This is a genomic window from Methylocapsa sp. D3K7, assembly GCF_029855125.1.
Taxonomy (GTDB): Bacteria; Pseudomonadota; Alphaproteobacteria; order Rhizobiales; family Beijerinckiaceae; genus Methylocapsa.
In genome coordinates, this window is sequence record NZ_CP123229.1 from 3924612 (window position 1) to 3940331 (window position 15720).

General features: G+C 58.9%; 14 protein-coding genes and 1 tRNA gene. 7 read left to right on the forward strand and 8 right to left on the reverse strand.

Features of this window, described 5'->3' with window-relative positions; genetic code table 11:
* Positions 1-71: 71 nt before the first annotated feature.
* The 3 genes from QEV83_RS18405 to QEV83_RS18415 form a co-directional block, all read right to left on the reverse strand.
* On the reverse strand, positions 72-1247 hold the full coding sequence (locus tag QEV83_RS18405; RefSeq protein WP_280129094.1) for a Fic family protein: 1176 nt from the start codon (positions 1245-1247) through the stop codon (positions 72-74).
* A gap of 212 nt (positions 1248-1459) precedes the next feature.
* Positions 1460-1536 (reverse strand) — tRNA-Arg (locus QEV83_RS18410).
* A 363-nt stretch (positions 1537-1899) separates the two neighbouring features.
* Complete coding sequence (locus QEV83_RS18415; protein ID WP_280129095.1) at positions 1900-2988, reverse strand: tyrosine-type recombinase/integrase; 1089 nt, start codon at positions 2986-2988, stop codon at positions 1900-1902.
* 136 nt (positions 2989-3124) lie between these two features.
* On the opposite strand from QEV83_RS18415, the gene dusA reads away from it, so the two are divergent.
* Both dusA and QEV83_RS18425 read left to right on the forward strand, forming a co-directional pair.
* Positions 3125-4141 carry a tRNA dihydrouridine(20/20a) synthase DusA gene (gene dusA, locus QEV83_RS18420; protein ID WP_280131140.1) on the forward strand — a complete coding sequence of 339 codons (1017 nt, stop codon included), beginning with the start codon at positions 3125-3127 and terminating at the stop codon, positions 4139-4141.
* 186 nt (positions 4142-4327) lie between these two features.
* On the forward strand, positions 4328-5593 hold the full coding sequence (locus QEV83_RS18425) for an alkaline phosphatase family protein (protein ID WP_280129096.1): 1266 nt from the start codon (positions 4328-4330) through the stop codon (positions 5591-5593).
* A 45-nt stretch (positions 5594-5638) separates the two neighbouring features.
* On the opposite strand, the gene QEV83_RS18430 is transcribed toward QEV83_RS18425, so the two are convergent.
* Positions 5639-6541, reverse strand: coding sequence for an ATP-binding protein (locus QEV83_RS18430; protein ID WP_280129097.1), 903 nt, complete (start codon positions 6539-6541; stop codon positions 5639-5641).
* A gap of 304 nt (positions 6542-6845) precedes the next feature.
* On the opposite strand from QEV83_RS18430, the gene yajC reads away from it, so the two are divergent.
* The 5 genes from yajC to QEV83_RS18455 all read left to right on the forward strand — a co-directional run bounded on the left by yajC (position 6846) and on the right by QEV83_RS18455 (position 11147).
* Positions 6846-7187 carry a preprotein translocase subunit YajC gene (gene yajC / locus QEV83_RS18435; protein WP_280131141.1) on the forward strand — a complete coding sequence of 114 codons (342 nt, stop codon included), beginning with the start codon at positions 6846-6848 and terminating at the stop codon, positions 7185-7187.
* A 75-nt stretch (positions 7188-7262) separates the two neighbouring features.
* On the forward strand, positions 7263-8858 hold the full coding sequence (secD, locus tag QEV83_RS18440; protein ID WP_280129098.1) for a protein translocase subunit SecD: 1596 nt from the start codon (positions 7263-7265) through the stop codon (positions 8856-8858).
* A gap of 61 nt (positions 8859-8919) precedes the next feature.
* Positions 8920-9867: a protein translocase subunit SecF gene (gene secF, locus QEV83_RS18445; RefSeq protein ID WP_280129099.1), complete on the forward strand. Its 948-nt coding sequence runs from the start codon at positions 8920-8922 to the stop codon at positions 9865-9867.
* 27 nt (positions 9868-9894) lie between these two features.
* Positions 9895-10281, forward strand: coding sequence for an Mth938-like domain-containing protein (locus tag QEV83_RS18450; protein ID WP_280129100.1), 387 nt, complete (start codon positions 9895-9897; stop codon positions 10279-10281).
* 11 nt (positions 10282-10292) lie between these two features.
* Positions 10293-11147, forward strand: coding sequence for a phytoene/squalene synthase family protein (locus QEV83_RS18455; RefSeq protein WP_280129101.1), 855 nt, complete (start codon positions 10293-10295; stop codon positions 11145-11147).
* A gap of 40 nt (positions 11148-11187) precedes the next feature.
* On the opposite strand, the gene QEV83_RS18460 is transcribed toward QEV83_RS18455, so the two are convergent.
* From QEV83_RS18460 to QEV83_RS18475, 4 genes are all read right to left on the reverse strand, one after another.
* Positions 11188-12261: a hypothetical protein gene (locus tag QEV83_RS18460; RefSeq protein WP_280129102.1), complete on the reverse strand. Its 1074-nt coding sequence runs from the start codon at positions 12259-12261 to the stop codon at positions 11188-11190.
* On the reverse strand, positions 12236-12748 hold the full coding sequence (locus QEV83_RS18465; RefSeq protein ID WP_280129103.1) for a hypothetical protein: 513 nt from the start codon (positions 12746-12748) through the stop codon (positions 12236-12238). The genes QEV83_RS18460 and QEV83_RS18465 overlap by 26 nt, the downstream gene beginning before the upstream one ends.
* Before the next feature lie 188 nt (positions 12749-12936).
* Positions 12937-14217 carry a pitrilysin family protein gene (locus QEV83_RS18470; RefSeq protein WP_280129104.1) on the reverse strand — a complete coding sequence of 427 codons (1281 nt, stop codon included), beginning with the start codon at positions 14215-14217 and terminating at the stop codon, positions 12937-12939.
* A gap of 43 nt (positions 14218-14260) precedes the next feature.
* Positions 14261-15658, reverse strand: a complete 1398-nt coding sequence (locus QEV83_RS18475; protein ID WP_280129105.1) for a pitrilysin family protein — start codon at positions 15656-15658, stop codon at positions 14261-14263.
* Positions 15659-15720 lie beyond the last annotated feature (62 nt).

The window sequence follows — 15720 nt, forward strand, 5'->3', positions numbered from 1 at the left end:
CTTTGCCTCCCCCTCTCCGGCCACCTTCATCGCGACGATACACGAAACCCGTGGTTCGATCCCTCGACTTGTCAGGCCGGCAATGGATCGGTGCCGCGATCGAGCAAGGCCAGATAGTCCGAATAGGCGTAGATCCGGCCGCGCTGCCGTCCCGTGGTCTCGCGCACGACCCCTATTTTGGCGAGATTTTCCAGCGCCGTGCTGGCGGTCGGGAAGGAGACGGCGAGTTTCGCGGAGACAGTCTGGATGGTGACGATCGGGCTGGCTTGCATCAGTTCGTGGACCCGGAGCGCCGACGGAGCCGCGCGGCCGAGGCCGGCGATCTGCTGTCGGTGAGCGTCGAACATGGCGATCAGATCGCGAGCCGTGGCGGCGGCTTGTTCCGCGGTCTCCGCGACGCCGGTCAGGAAGAATTCCATCCAGGTCTCCCACGTCCCAGCCTGCCGAACCTCCTGCAGGAGCCGGTAATAGTCGTCGCGCCGGGACTTCAGGAACAGGCTGAGATAGAGGATCGGCTCCCGCAACACCCCGGCCTCACACAGGATCAGCGTGATGAGCAGCCGGCCCAGGCGTCCGTTGCCGTCGAGAAAGGGATGGATCGTCTCGAACTGGACGTGGGCCAGGCCCGCCCGGATGAGCGGGGGCAGTGCCGCATCCTCGCTGTGCAGGAAGCGCTCCAGCGCATCGAGGCACTCGTCCAGCCGGTTCGGCGGAGGAGGCACGAACAGGGCGTTGCCCGGCCGGGTTCCGCCGATCCAGTTCTGCGAGCGGCGGAACTCGCCCGGTTGCTTCGCTGCGCCACGCCCTGATTTGAGCAGGATGGCGTGCATTTCGCGGATCAGCCGGAGCGACAGAGGAAATCCGCCCCGCATCCGGGAGACGCCATGCTCGATCGCCGCGACGTAGTTCGAGACCTCGGTCACGTCGTCGAGTTCGACCGTCGGCGTTTCATGATTTTCGAACAGCAGCAGGTCGGACAGCGAGGATTGCGTGCCCTCGATCTGCGAGGACAGGAGGGCTTCCTTGCGGACATACATGTAGAGGAACAAAGGCGTCGAGGGCAGGATCGTCGTCACGCCGTCGAGGCGACCGACCGCGGCTATGGCGCGTTCGTAGACGTGCATGAACTGGCCCAGTTCGAGCGGCGGCTTTGGCGGCAGCGGGGCAGGCACATAGGCGCGCACGCGCTCGCCTCCCGCGCTCGTTTCAACATAGGCCCCGAGCCTTTGGTTCTCTCCGTCCGTCACGCGCGATCCTTTAATTAGCTTCGCCGCTATTAAAGCGTATCGCCGTATATCTTAATAGCGGGTGGGGCTAATTCAAGGTTGCCGGTGTGACGCGACATCCGCACGGGCGGCGATTGGGAGCACGACAGGAGAGGATGTGGTTTGGCTCGACATCTTCAAGCCCTCGGCCAACCTAATCCGCGTTGCGCTACAAGGCGCAAATCTAGGGAGGTTGGCGCACCCGACACGATTCGAACGTGTGGCCTCCACCTTCGGAGGGTGGCGCTCTATCCAGCTGAGCTACGGGTGCATCTCAATTTCGCCTAGCCCGACTGACCTATGAGGGTCAACGGATTCGGCCTTCACAAACCAGTCCCACATCACGGTCGCCGGGTGACTACGCCCCGCTATCCGCTGTTCCGCCCCCGTTCTCCGAAAACTGCTTACGCGGTGCTTACGCGAAAATTTCTCGGGGTTTGGCGGCGTTCGTAGGATTACTCAAGCTACTGTTTTCACGAACCTTTCTTCAGTTACTTACTAACAAAACCCCCTTGACATCAGCCTTCGGAGGGCAAGGATATGCAGCTTGTTTTGGCAGATGACTTCTGGTCGGCATAATAAAGTCTGATCGTATTTATGCTAGATCTCGATCGATCGGCGGTCATTCTAGCTGTCAAGCACCCTCAGATTGAGCCGTGACTACAGAAAGCCATTTCCAATCGGCAAATTTGTCTCCGGTTTGGCGAAGATGGGCATAGCGCTTAAGACTTGACCATGCCCGGTGGCCGGAAACGCTCCCTACTTGCGGGATGCTCAGGCCGGTCTCGAACAGTCGCGAAACGCCATCATGGCGCAGGTCATGGAAATGTAAGTCTATAATTCCGAGAAATTGGCACGTTCGTGTGAAGGCCGCTCCGATCGCATCCGTGGTGTAGGGAAAAATCTGCTCCGAGGTCTTCGGCATCGAGAGGATGATTTGGAGCGCCGCCGGCGGGAGATCGCACCAGACATCGTTTCCAATTTTCTCTCCGGGATTTTTCATATCGTGGATCAACAGGCGACTTCCTCCGACATCGAGGTCGCCCCAACAGATGCGAGTGATTTCCTCCAGGCGGCGCGTCGAAAAAATTGCGAACGCCGTGATCTTCTGCATGGGAACCGACGACGGGCGGCGCCTAAGGCGCTCGCCGAAATGCGTCATCAACTTGTCCAACTCGTCCAGCGTTGGACGGCGATCGCGCGCGCGGCTCTTCGTCGTAATGCCCAGCCGCTTGGCGACCACGAATGCGTCTTTCATCGCGTTCTGGTTAAGCTGATATCCCCACGCGGGCCGAGCGATCGCGAAGACTGCTGCAAGATGCGAGAGATAATTGGCGACGGTCTGCGGCGTGACCTTCGATACGAGTTGATTGGCGAAAGTAATGATGTCGGCGCTCGTAATGGTCGAACACTGCTTGTTTGCGATATCGTAGCGCTTGATCGCACGTAGCACCTGCGTTTTCGTTCGACCAATGTCTTTGACGGACTCTTCGGTATACCGATTGATTACCGAACCTAGAGTAGGGTCGGGGGTTTTTTCCCGTTCGAGGGCGCCGGGCTTGGCGAGTTCGGTCTCGCGTTTTTCGAGCCAGGCGGCGGCGGCCTGTTTGCGTTCAAACGTCCGTGACTCGCGATGAACGATCGCACCGCTGCGCTTGATGAGGAGTTGCGCGTGGTAAGCTGTTGACCCACTCTTTCGCTTACGGGGGATGATCGTTCCCATTTCGTCCTCGAGGCAAATCGTGGTACAGCATGCGCTCTTTGGTACAGCATGGCTGTACTTGAGGCAAGGAAATGAGCGAAAATCGGAGATAACGGGAGTGAACGAGTACAGCACATTGCGGGCGCAACCGACCGAAATGGAAGGAAAATCCTGTAATTTCAGTCGGTTCAGATTTAGTGTTGCGCCGATGATGGATTGGACGGACCGGCATTGCCGGTCCTTCCATCGGATCTTGTCGCGGCGAGCACGGCTTTATACCGAAATGCTCGCGGTGGGCGCGGTCCTGCATGGCGATCGCGGGCGGCTGCTGCGCTTCGAGCCGGCGGAGCATCCGCTCGCCCTGCAAATCGGCGGTTCCGATCCGGCGCAATTGGCGGCGGCGTCGGCCATTGGCGAAGATTGGGGCTATGACGAGATCAATCTCAACATTGGCTGCCCGTCAGAACGTGTGAAAAGCGGCGCGTTCGGTGCTTGTCTGATGCGCGAACCGGAACTTGTTGGTGACTGTGTCGCGGCGATCAAGGCGCGTGTCAAAATTCCGGTGACGGTCAAATGCCGCACGGGTGTCGATGAACAAGACCCGGAAGCAGCGCTCGGAGACCTCGCCGCGCGCGTTGTCGCGGCGGGTTGCGATGCGCTCATCGTCCATGCGCGTAAGGCTTGGTTGAGCGGTCTTTCGCCAAAGGAGAATCGCAATGTGCCGCCGCTCGACTATGCGCTCGTCCATGTCTTAAAACGGCGCTATCCAGCTGTTCCGGTGGTCCTCAACGGCGGTCTTGCCACGCTTGGCCAAGCGCGCGCCGAACTGGAATACGTCGATGGTGTCATGGTTGGGCGAGCTGCCTATCAGGACCCGGCATTGCTCCTGGACGTCGATCCGCTTTTGTTTGGAGAGACAGCACCGGTCGGCACGATGGCGACGGCGATCGAGGCGTTCATCCCCTATGTCGAAGCGCGGCTTGCCGAAGGCGTGCCCCTTCATGCCTTGACGCGCCACTTGCTTGGCTTTTTCAATGGCCTTCCCGGCGCCCGTGCCTGGCGGCGCCATCTCGCGACCGAAGCGGTGAAACCTGGCGCCGGCGTGCACACCTTGCACACGGCAATGGCGCATTTGGAGCTTGCATCGATGCGCGGCGCGAGCGCGGCAGCCTAAGCAATCGGGCGCATATCCAACCCTGGCCGTGATTGGGTTCCCATCAAGCTGATCTTTGCTGGTCATGCGGCGGATAGGAGAGATTGTCATTTTTCTGAAATATCCCGGCCACGAAAGCTTCTTCAGTCATTTGTAAGGCTCTCTTGAGCTGGACGGAAACCGTCCGTCCATGACGAGGGAACCCCTATGAAGAAGACAATTTTGGCGCTGGGGCTGTTGGCCCCGGCGATGGCAAGCCAGTGTTTTGCGGCCGAAGGCCCAGTGCCAACAGGAATACCGCATTTGGATCATGTGTTCGTGATCGTGATGGAAAATCATGCTTATGGCCAAATCTTCCAAAATCCGAACACCCCCTTCATCAATGCGCTCGTAACCTCGGCCAATTTAGCGACAAATTTCTTCGCCATCGGCCACCCAAGCCTGACCAACTATCTCGAAATGACCGGCGGTTCCAATTTCGGTGTGCGAAGCGACAACGATCCAGATTGGCATAACAACGCGTGCATCACCAATCTCGCGTCGGGAATTCCTTCCACTGACAATCCGGCGACCGGCAATATTTGTCCCATCTCGGGGACAGGCACGGATGCGGTGACACCAGCGGTGGATACGACGAATGAAGTGCAAAGCCCGCCCGGTCTGCTGAGCATTGATGGCATCGCGTCTGTTCCGGCCGTCAGCACCACCACGGGCAAAACGATCGCCGATCAGCTCATCGCCAAGAAGATCAGCTGGAAGAGCTATCAGGAAGGCCTTCCGCCAGAAGGTGCGGATCGCGTGAGCTACAGCGACGGCGATTACACGAACAACACTGACTTCAGCAAAATTCTCCCCGCGCTCAATCCGCCGCTGATCCAGGCCGATGTCGTCAAGCTCTATGCGGCGAAGCACAACCCCTTTGTCTATTTCAAAAGCATTCAAGAAGGTTACCTCGCAAACACCGTCGCTTTCGATGGCCAGCAAGGCCTCTACGCCGATCTTGCCCATGGCACGGTGCCGACCTTCTCCTTCATTGTGCCAAATCAGTGCAACGATCAGCACGGGCGCGGCAATGCCGGTGCGTTCTGCAACTTCGACCCCGATGACAACGGCACGCAAGCGGGTCTGAACCCCGCATTGATTTTCCGCGGCGACGTCGCTGTCAAGGAGATCGTGAATGCGATCCATGCTTCGCCCGTTTGGAAGGCATCAGGCGACGGGTTCGGCAGGCCTCTCAACCGGAGTGCCATCGTCCTTCTTTGGGATGAGAACGATTACAGCTCGGCTCCGACGCAGAACAAAGTTATCTTCGTCGTTGATACCAATTACGGCATCCATGGCCTGCAAAGCACTACCCGATACACCCATTTCTCGCTCCTAAAAACGCTCGAGGCGAGTCTAGGCTTGCCGTGTCTCAACCATGCGTGCGATCCGGACGTTTCGGTCATCTCCGATCTGTTTCGCGCAAAGTAACTTCGGTCATTCAAGCGGGCGGAGTGCCGCGGCCTCGCGCTGCGGTCACTCCACCGCTCTGCCTGAGCGTCCGGCGAGATCCTGAATATATTGCCAGGCGGTGCGGCCCGAGCGCGAGCCGCGCCCGGCCGACCATTCGAGCGCCTCGCGCGCAATCGCTGATGGGTCGCCGCCAAGACCAAAATGCTCAATATAACCCAGAACCATCGCCAGATAGTCGTCTTGCGAGCAGGAATGAAAGCCGAGCCAAAGACCGAAGCGGTCCGACAGCGAGACCTTCTCCTGGACCGCGTCGTCCGGATTGATCGCCGTGCCGCGCTCGTTCTCGATCATGTCGCGGGACAGGATATGGCGGCGGTTCGAGGTTGCATAAAACAAAGCATTGGGCGGGCGTCCCTCGATTCCCCCATCGAGCGCGGCTTTCAGGGATTTGTAGCTGGTATCCGCGCCATCGAAGGAAAGATCGTCGCAAAAAATGAGGAAGCGCCAAGGTGCTTCCCGTAAAAGAGTCATCAGGCGGGGAAGCCCCTCGATGTCCTCCCGGTGGATCTCGATAAGTTTGAGAGGCTTGAACGATGGCGATCCGGCAAGCCGCCGATTGATGGCTCCGTGGACGCCCTTGACGAGCGCCGATTTGCCCATGCCGCGAGCCCCCCAGAGCAGCGCATTGTTGGCCGCGAAGCCCTGCGCAAAGCGCAACGTGTTTGCAAAAAGCGTGTCGCGCGCCCGGTCAATCCCACGCAGCAACGCGATATCGACCCGGTTGACGCGGGGAACCGGCATGAGCGCGGCGCACCCGGCGGTGAAGACGAAGGCGTCGGCGGCGCTGAAGTCGCAAGCGTCCTGTTGAGCGCCGGCGATTTTCTCAAGCGCGCTAGCAATCCGCTCGAGCGCGCTTACGGCTGGGGGGTCCTTGCGCATCTCTAAGATATCATTGGCTCGGGTCATTGCAGCAAGGCTCCAAAGATGACAGCTCACGCGGACTCTAAGCAATCATGCCCGGCAGGATAGTTCCCGCCGTACATGCCGGTAAGGCTGCCGCAAGGGAGCGGCAAAGCTTGCTCCCGCGGCCCGCCGCTCCGGGGAAACCCCGGCAAAGTGGTTGTCCCAGGCGGCTCTTACGCCATTGCTTTCGCGCCCGCTCTAGCTATATTCGCGCGCCATGCGGACAGCGGCCGGGAGGGTTGCCAGTCTTCAAAGGTTATAAGTCTTTAAAGGACAAGCCTTTAGCGGACTTTCGAGTAAGGAGAGAATTTTGTTCACATCAGCATTCGCCCAGGCCGCCGCTGGCGGGGCGCCCGGCGGGCCGGATATTATCCTATCGTTGGTTCCCTTCGCGATCATCTTTGTTATCGCTTATTTTTTGGTCATCCGGCCGCAACGCAAAAAGGCGAAGCAACAGGAAGACCTCATCAAGAATACCCGCAAGGGCGACAGCGTGATTACGACGGGAGGCTTGATCGGCAAGGTCACGCGTGTGGTCGATGACGCCGAGCTCGAACTCGAAATCGCTCAGAATGTCAAGGTACGGGTTGTCCGGTCGATGATAGCGACCGTTCGATCCAAGGGCGAGCCGGTCAAGGACCAAGGGTAGCCCTTTCGCGAAACCACGCAAACGCCGAAGCCCAATGAGGGCGCCGCGCCTCGAATTGTTGAGATTTGTAAGATCATGCTGCGCTTTCCGGCCTGGAAGATCACATCCATTCTCTTGATGACGGCGTTCGCGCTGCTTCTCATCGTGCCAAGCCTCTTATCGCCCGCTCATCGCGACGCGTTGATTTCGCATGTGCCGAAGTGGTTGCCCATCCGCACCCTCGTGCTCGGCCTTGATCTGCAAGGCGGCTCGCATGTGCTGCTCGAGGTCGATAGCAATTCAGTGGTGAAGACGCTTGTCGACAACTTGCGCGACAGCGTCCGCCGGACGCTCCGCGAGGAGAAAGTGTCGATCACGGGCGGTATTGGCGTTGTGCCGCGTGGCGTGCAATTGCGCATTCCCGATCCCGCCGAGCGAGCACGGGCCATGCCGAAACTCAGGCAATTGGCGGCGACCTTTGGCAGCGGCATTACCGATAGCGCTCGGGCCCCGGCTTTCGATGTGACCGAGAACGACAACGGCCTCATTCAGTTCACCGTGACCGATGCCGGTGTCGACAGCAAGGTCCGCCGCGCGGTCGAGCAGTCAATCGAAGTGCTGCGCCGCCGTGTCGATGCGCTCGGGACAACCGAACCGAACATCCAGCGGCAAGGCGCCGATCGCATTCTCGTCGAGGTGCCCGGCCTGCAGGATACGAGCAAGCTCAAGGAAATTCTCGGAACGACGGCAAAGCTCGAATTCCGCCTTGTCGCCGAGCCCGGCGCAGACCCGGCTGATGTCGAGCCCTTGGATCAAGTGGACAATCCCGGCAAATTGCCGGTCGAGAAGCGGGTCATGGTGCAGGGCGAGGATTTGACCGATGCACAGCCTGGCTTCGACAGTCGCACCCAGGAACCGGTTGTCAATTTTCGCTTCAACATTCGCGGCGGCCAAAGGTTTGGCGAGGTCACTTCGGAAAATGTCGGAAAATTGTTTGCGATCATTCTCGACGGCAAGGTGATTTCGGCGCCGCGCATCCTTGGCCCGATCACCGGCGGTTCCGGTCAAATCTCCGGGCACTTCACCGTCGAGTCGGCCAATAATCTGTCTATCTTGCTGCGCGCAGGCGCACTGCCCGCGAAACTCACGATTGTCGAGGAACGCACGGTTGGTCCTGGCCTAGGCCAGGATTCGATCGACGCGGGCAAACGTGCCGCCTATGTCGGCGCCGCCCTCGTCGCTTTCTATATGCTGATCACCTACGGCATCTTCGGCATCTTCGCCAATATCGCATTGGCCGTGCATGTCTCATTTATCTTCGCTGGCCTCGTGCTGCTGGGGGCGACGCTGACCCTTCCCGGCATCGCGGGCATCGTTCTGACCATTGGCATGGCGGTTGACGCCAACGTCTTGATCTATGAACGCATCCGCGAGGAAGCGCATCTTGGCCGCTCGATCATTTCGGCGCTCGACGCCGGCTTCAAACGGGCCTTCGCGACGATCGTCGATTCCAATGTGACCATGTTCGTCGCCGCCGCCATCTTGTATTTTCTCGGCTCGGGACCGGTTCGCGGTTTTGCCGTCTCGATGGCGCTTGGGATTTTGACCTCGATCGTGACGGCAGTCACCATGACGCGGATGATGATCGCGTTGTGGTACCGCTACAAACGGCCGGTGAAGCTGCCGATTTAGGGAATATTTTAAAGGCCGCCGGGCTCTTTGAAGAACGGCGGCGAAGGGATAAAGTGTTTCCATGAAACTTTTGCGCCTCGCACCCGAGAACACCAAATTTCCGTTCATGCGGTTCCGCCGCGTGAGCTACCCGTTCTCGGCGCTGCTTTCGATCATTTCGGTCGTGCTGTTCCTCAATGTGGGGATGAATTTCGGTATCGATTTTTCCGGCGGCACCTTGATCGAACTGCGCGCCAAGACGGGCGAGGCCGACACGGCGAAATTGCGGTCCATTGCCGAACATCTCAAGATCGGCGACGTCGAGGTTCAAGGTTTTGGCGGGGTCACTGACGTGACCATGCGGTTTGGCCTTCAGACAGGCGGCGATGCCGCGCAGCAGGCCGCCGTCAACCGGGTAAAGGACGCCATCGGCGGGGACTATGAGGTCCGCCGCACGGAGGTCGTCGGGCCCCGCGTTTCCGGCGAACTCGTGCAATCTGGAACCCTCGGCGTCGTCATCTCGATCATCGCGGTTCTGTGCTATTTGTGGTTCCGTTTCGAGTGGCAATTCGCGGTTGGCGCGATCATCGCGACGATGCACGATCTGTTGCTGACAGTCGGCTTTTTCTCGCTGACAAGGCTCGAATTCAACACGACGTCGATCGCCGCAATTCTGACCATCGTCGGCTATTCCTTGAACGAAACCGTTGTCGTGCTCGATCGCATCCGCGAAATGATGCGGAAATTCCGCAAGATGCCGACCGATCAATTGATCGATGTCTCGGTCAATGCGGTGATCCCGCGCACGATCATGACCGCGACCACCGTGTTTCTGGCGCTCCTCGCACTTGTCGTTTTCGGCGGTCAAGTCATTCGCTCGTTCTCGCTTGCGATGATCTGGGGCATCTTCGTCGCGACCTATTCCTCGATCTTCATCTGTTCGCCGATGCTGATCTATCTCGGCCTGCGTGGCGATACGGTGGGTTCGGCGCCAGCTCCAGTGACAAAGCCCGCGAGGAAGCCGGTCTAGGCTTTCGCGCATCACCCAAGGGTGCTCATGACGGAGCCAAGATACGCTGGTTTTTTGCCCGGCGCGCATGCGCTGGAGGGCTATGGATCTGGCGGATTCCGCTTTGCCTCGATGTCGCATCGCGGCTCGATCCTTGCCCTGCCGTCCGGCATCATCGCCTGGGGCGCGCTCGCTCCGTCCGACATTAATGCCGCCTCCCTGCAACCGGTTTTCCAGGAGCCGCCCGGGAGTATCGAACACCTGCTGATCGGCACGGGGCGCGAATTTGCACCGCTTGACGAGGAGCTTCGCCAGCTTCTGAGGAAAGCAGGAATCCGTCCCGAGCCGATGCCGACGGGGGCCGCCGCCCGCACCTATTCCATTTTGCTTGGCGAAAAGCGCCGTGTCGCGGCGGCGCTCCTGGCCGTTCCGTGAAGCGCGGGCAAGTGCCGCAGCCTCGCGCGAGCGATTATGCCTATTGCGAAGATCTGCTGCGCCGTGACGACCGCGACCGCTGGCTTGCCAGTCTTTTTGTCCCGCAGCCATTGCGGCCGCATGTTCAAGCCCTTTATGCGTTCAGTCTTGAAGTTGCGCGGGTGCGGGAAATCGTTTCCGAGCCTTTGCTCGGCGAAATCCGGTTCCAATGGTGGCGCGACGCGCTCGAGGGAAAGACCGAGTCGGGCGCCGGGGCCAATCCCGTTGCCGCGGCTCTCCTCGATACGGTCTCCCGCTTCAGCCTGCCGGAAGCTCCGCTTATCGAATTGGTCGACGCGCGGCTCGCGGATCTTTACGACGACCCAATAGAATCGGTCGCTGCGCTCGAATCCTACACGGATGTGACCTGCGCAAATCTTTTCCGCCTTATCACTTTGGTTCTTGATGGGGAGGAAGCAGTTGCCGGTCTTGGCGTCGCCGGCCATGCAGGGATCGCCTATGGGATCACAGGGCTGCTGCGTGCCCTGCCTTGGCATAGCGCGCGCGGCCAGGTTTTCGTCCCGTCCGAAATTTTGCGCAAGCATGGGGCGGAGCCAGGTGATCTGGCCGTCGGGCGCGCCTCGCCCGCGATCCTCGCCGCGATTGCGGAATTGCGTGCTCTTGCGCGTACGCATCTTGAGACCTTTGATGCGCGGTTGCAAAGCATCCCGGATAAAACGCGTCCGGCATTCTTGCCGGTCAGCCTCTGCGAGCCCTATTTGCGGCTGATGGAACAGCCCGGCTACGATCCGTTCAAGACCGTGATCGAGCTGCCCCAATGGCGGCGGCAGTGGAGTCTTTGGCGTGCGTCAGGACGCTGGGGTTAGATCCGTTTCAAAGTCGCCGCAAGAGATCGCATCCCGAACGTCAATTCTTCCCAATAGCGGTTTTCTGAGGCACGTTTAGTTTTTCTGCAAATACCAATTTGGCTTTATCGACGCTGGCTTGTTGGAAGACTCCGAGCCTCGCCACCGCGTCAAGTTGTTCTGATACGCGCTCGAGTTGGCGAATTCTCTCCGCTGGACCGTTCGCATGTGTGTCAAGCCACGAAGGGAGCTTCGTTTTGGCAAATCGATCCAACGAGAATTTTTGCATGCATTTGCGATATTGGTTCATGAAGTCGTCCGGCAGATGCAACGTCTTTCCTTCGAACGTTATGAATTGGTCGCCGATATGGATCAATCGGCCGTCGTTGAGCACGGCATCGACTGTGAGATCGACATTGTAATTTTCATCATCGACACTGTTCGTGATGCTCAATAATTCTATCTGAGGATCTGTTGGAGATACGCTTTTTGAGAAGCTTAGAGTGACTTGTTTCGTGTCATGTATGTTTTTGATAAACCCTGGGGCCTTTTCGTCAAAAACCTGCGAACGAACGCTTTTTGTAAGGACCAAACGCCCCGAATTTCCATTTAAAACTTGCCCATCAATGGAATATCTGTAGCGCGCAAACGGATATTGAACGGAAATCGCATAAGTCTGCACGCTGCCGACCATCTGGACATTCACAGTTGTCCCCGCGGGGATACACAAATGGTTTTCGTGAAACACGACAGGCTGTGGCGGTGAAATCGGCGCGCTCTTTACGTTCGTCTCGTCAACGCGCAAATCGCTTGACGTAAAATGGATGTCGGCCTCGCTGTGGCCATCGACGATATACCAAGCTCCGCCCAAGGCGCTTGTCGATTGCCGTAAGTCCGAATGCAGGGGCATCGCCAAATTGCCGTTAATGAGGGATTGCTCCGTGAGGATGAATACTTGGGCGCCCACTGGTTCATCCGCATCGGCTGACGCAAGCCAGCTAAACGGATCCCATAGTGACCAGTCCGACATCACTGAAAGTTCAGCACTCTGAATAGCAACGTTGATGACGTCCGGCAGAAGCCCCTCAATAAACTTGTTCAATTGCTGGTCAAACAGTGCCTTGGCTGTTGCCAACGGAGTTGGAGACGCAACGGCCGCCGTGGCAATGCTCTGTAGATAGAAAATCGTTGAAGCGGTCGCGCACCTCGTTTTTGACGTCGTTGAACGCGCCTTCCATTGCGTCCCGCTTTGTTCCATCCTCATCCAAAGCCATACAGAAAATAGCCGCGGTACCGGGAAGAAATACACGCACCGACAAGGGACCTTGGGACAATGTGAGCTTGATCGGAGTGAGGCTTGTCCTGAACCCCCCTATATCCGGATGAATAAAAATGTTCCCGCCGCTCTTAAAACTATCGACACCTAAATTTCCGGGCTGGCCGGAACCAGAGTGAATCGTGATATTGGCCGACAGATGCCCTTGATCTCCCACCCGCTGCCGAACGGTGCTTCCGTCAATTTGAATTAGAAATGCCCAAAGATAGGGCTCATCTTCTCCGCTCGGATCCGTGGGCGTAATGCAATGGAGATTTTCGAGTGTCGCGCGCAAATTAAATATCATTTGATGATCCCCGTTCGGCAAAAATAACGTCTATATGACCTATCACGAAACGGTAGAGCCCGATGAAATAGTTGCGCACTTTGCTGCAAGCGAGCGACCTCGCCAGGGATTTAGGGCGAGTCGCCAGAGATGCGAGCGAAGTTGCCGATCTTACAGCCAAAATGCGGATATGTTACGCGGCTTCCGCCTCACATGCCCTCAGGCTGCCCGGCGACCGTCACAAGGAGCTTGCCATCGCCGAACAGGCGCTTGGCGGCGCGCTTGGCATCCGTCATCGTCACCGCCGCGATGAGCTTGTTGCGCTCGTCGAGATATTCGACACCAAAACCTTCCGTCTGCAAATGCAGGAGCTGGCTCGCGATCTTGGTCGAGGTATCAAACCTCAACGCGTAGGAGCCGATGAGATATTTCTTCGCTTTGGCGAGTTCCTCATCCGTCGGGCCGCTGTTCGCGAGGTCCAAAATCTCGCTTTCGATGACAGCCATCGATTCGGCGGCACGCTCGTTCTTGGTCGATGTGCCGCCGGAGAACATGGCGGCATGATCATAGGTCGCAAGTTGCGAATAGACCGAATAAGCAAGTCCGCGCTTCTCGCGCACTTCGCGGAAAAGCCGCGCCGAAAAAATACCGCCGCCCAAAATATGATTGACGACCGTGGCGACGACGAAGTCCGGGTCCTTGCGGGAAATCCCCTCGCGGCCAAAGCGGATCGTCGATTGCGGCACGTCGAGACGGGCAACATGCCTTGTCCCGGCACCGGAGAATGCCGTGGGCGCGACCGGCGCAAGGGAGGATTTCTCTGGCAGCGGGCCAAACACATTGTCAAGATGGCTGGCGAGAGCCGCTGCGTCGATCGCGCCGACGGCGGCGATCTTGAGGTTGTCTCGCGCGAAGGTCGCACCGCGCATGTCGATCAAATTGGCACGCGTCAGGGCGGGCAGGGTGGAGAGATCGCCGCGCACCGGCAGGCCATAGGGATGATTTGGATAGGCAAGAGCACGAAAATTCCGGCCCGCGACAAAGTCTGGATCATTCGCCTCGCGCTTGAGGCCGGCGGCGATTTGGCTCACAACCCGCTCAAAAGGCTCGGGATCGAGACGCGCCTGCGTCACCGCGAGCCGCAACAGATCAAAAGCCCGGTTCGCATTCCGCGCCAACGTCTGCAGGCGCCCGCCGAGGCTGTCGCGATCGGCGGAGAACGAGATTTCGATCGCATCCTCATCGAGGGCGCGATGGAAGCCCTCGGCGTCATAGGGTCCAGCTCCTTCGTCGAGCAGGCCGGCGAGCAGTGTCCCGGCGCCGGGTTTGCCGATCGGATCTTGCGCGGCGCCACCTTTGAAGGCGAATTCGATGGCAATCAGCGGAACCGCGTAATCCTCGACGAGCCACGCTTCGATGCCGCCCTTGGAGACGATCTTTTGCACGGTCGAGGCGCGGGTGGGAGCTTCAGGGGCGGCAAGGGCTGTCATGTTTTTTTTCCAAAGCCGGTCGATGCGGCTGGGTCAAATGAGTTCAGAGCGCAATGGACTCTATGCTGCCCACGCTCTCCGTGGGCGGGGCGGCGTCGGCTTCGACAGGCAAAAGAAAGCCCGTCACGCCGCGCCGCTTGTCGAGCCAGCGGACCGCCTTTTTGACATCTTCGGCCCGCACGGCCTCGATGCGCGCGGGCCATTGCGTGACATCATCGAGGCCCAACCCCGCTGCCAACGAGGCGCCATACCAGCGAGCCAGCGTCGCTTGGTTGTCTTGCGCATAGATCGCCTCGGCGACAAGGCGGGTTTTGGCGCGCTGGACATCCGCCTCAGAAATGGTCTGCGCGGCGCGGGCAATCACGGCATCGATCGCGGCGTCGAGACGTTCCAGGGACACACCTTGCGCGGGCACGGCGTACACATAAAACCGTGTGTCATCGACGGACGTGCCTTGATAATGCGCGCCCGCCATTACCGCGAGTTTCTCATCGATGACCAAGGTCTTGAACAAAAGGCTCGTGTGACCGCCGCCAAGCAGATGCGCCAAAACTTCGAGCGCCTCGGCATCGCCAGGCGCCGCCGATTTATAGGAGGGGACGAGGAAAATGCGCTGGAGGGTTGGCTGCTCGACCTTTTCGTCGGCGAGCGTCACAAGCCGATGCGCGCGCGGTTCCGGCTCGCGCGGACGAAGCCGTTTGGGCGGCGCGCCATGTGCAGCAATAGAGCCATAATATTTTTCCGCCAGCCCGACCACCTCCGGTGCTTCGACATCGCCGGCAACGACGAGGATGGCGTTTTCCGGCGTATAGAATCGATCGTAATAGGCAAGCGCATCGGTCCTATCGAGACCTTCGATCTCATGGCTCCAGCCGATGATCGGCCGGCCATAGGGATGCTGCGTGAAGAGCGCCGCCTGCAAGGCCTCGCCAAGCTGTTCGGAGGGATCGGAATCGGTCCGCATCCGCCGCTCCTCGAGCACGACATTGCGCTCGGGGGTCACTTCCTCGTCGCTCAAGACCAGATTTTTCATCCGGTCGGCTTCGTATTCCATGCAGACGTCCAAATGTTCCTTGGCGACGCGCTGGAAATAGGCGGTGTAATCATTCGACGTGAAAGCATTCTCCTGGCCGCCGAGGTCGGCGATCAACTCGGAAAACTTGCCCTGCGGATGGTTGCTGGTGCCCTTGAACATCAAATGTTCAAGAAAATGCGCGATGCCCGATTTGCTGACCGGATCGTCGGCCGAGCCGTTGCGATACCAAATCATATGGGTGATGACGGGCGCCCGATGGTCCTCGATGACGACGATCTCGAGGCCGTTGGCAAGTTTCGCATGCGTGATAGGTGGACCGGCGGGTTTGCCGCGCGCGTCTGCCGAGGGGTTCAGAAAGACGCTCTCCCGCGCCGGTAAATTTTCACCCGAGGTCATTCCATCCATCGCTTTCTAGAGCATGATCCCAGACATTCTGCAACATTCCGGGATCATTCTCTAGCGGAGCG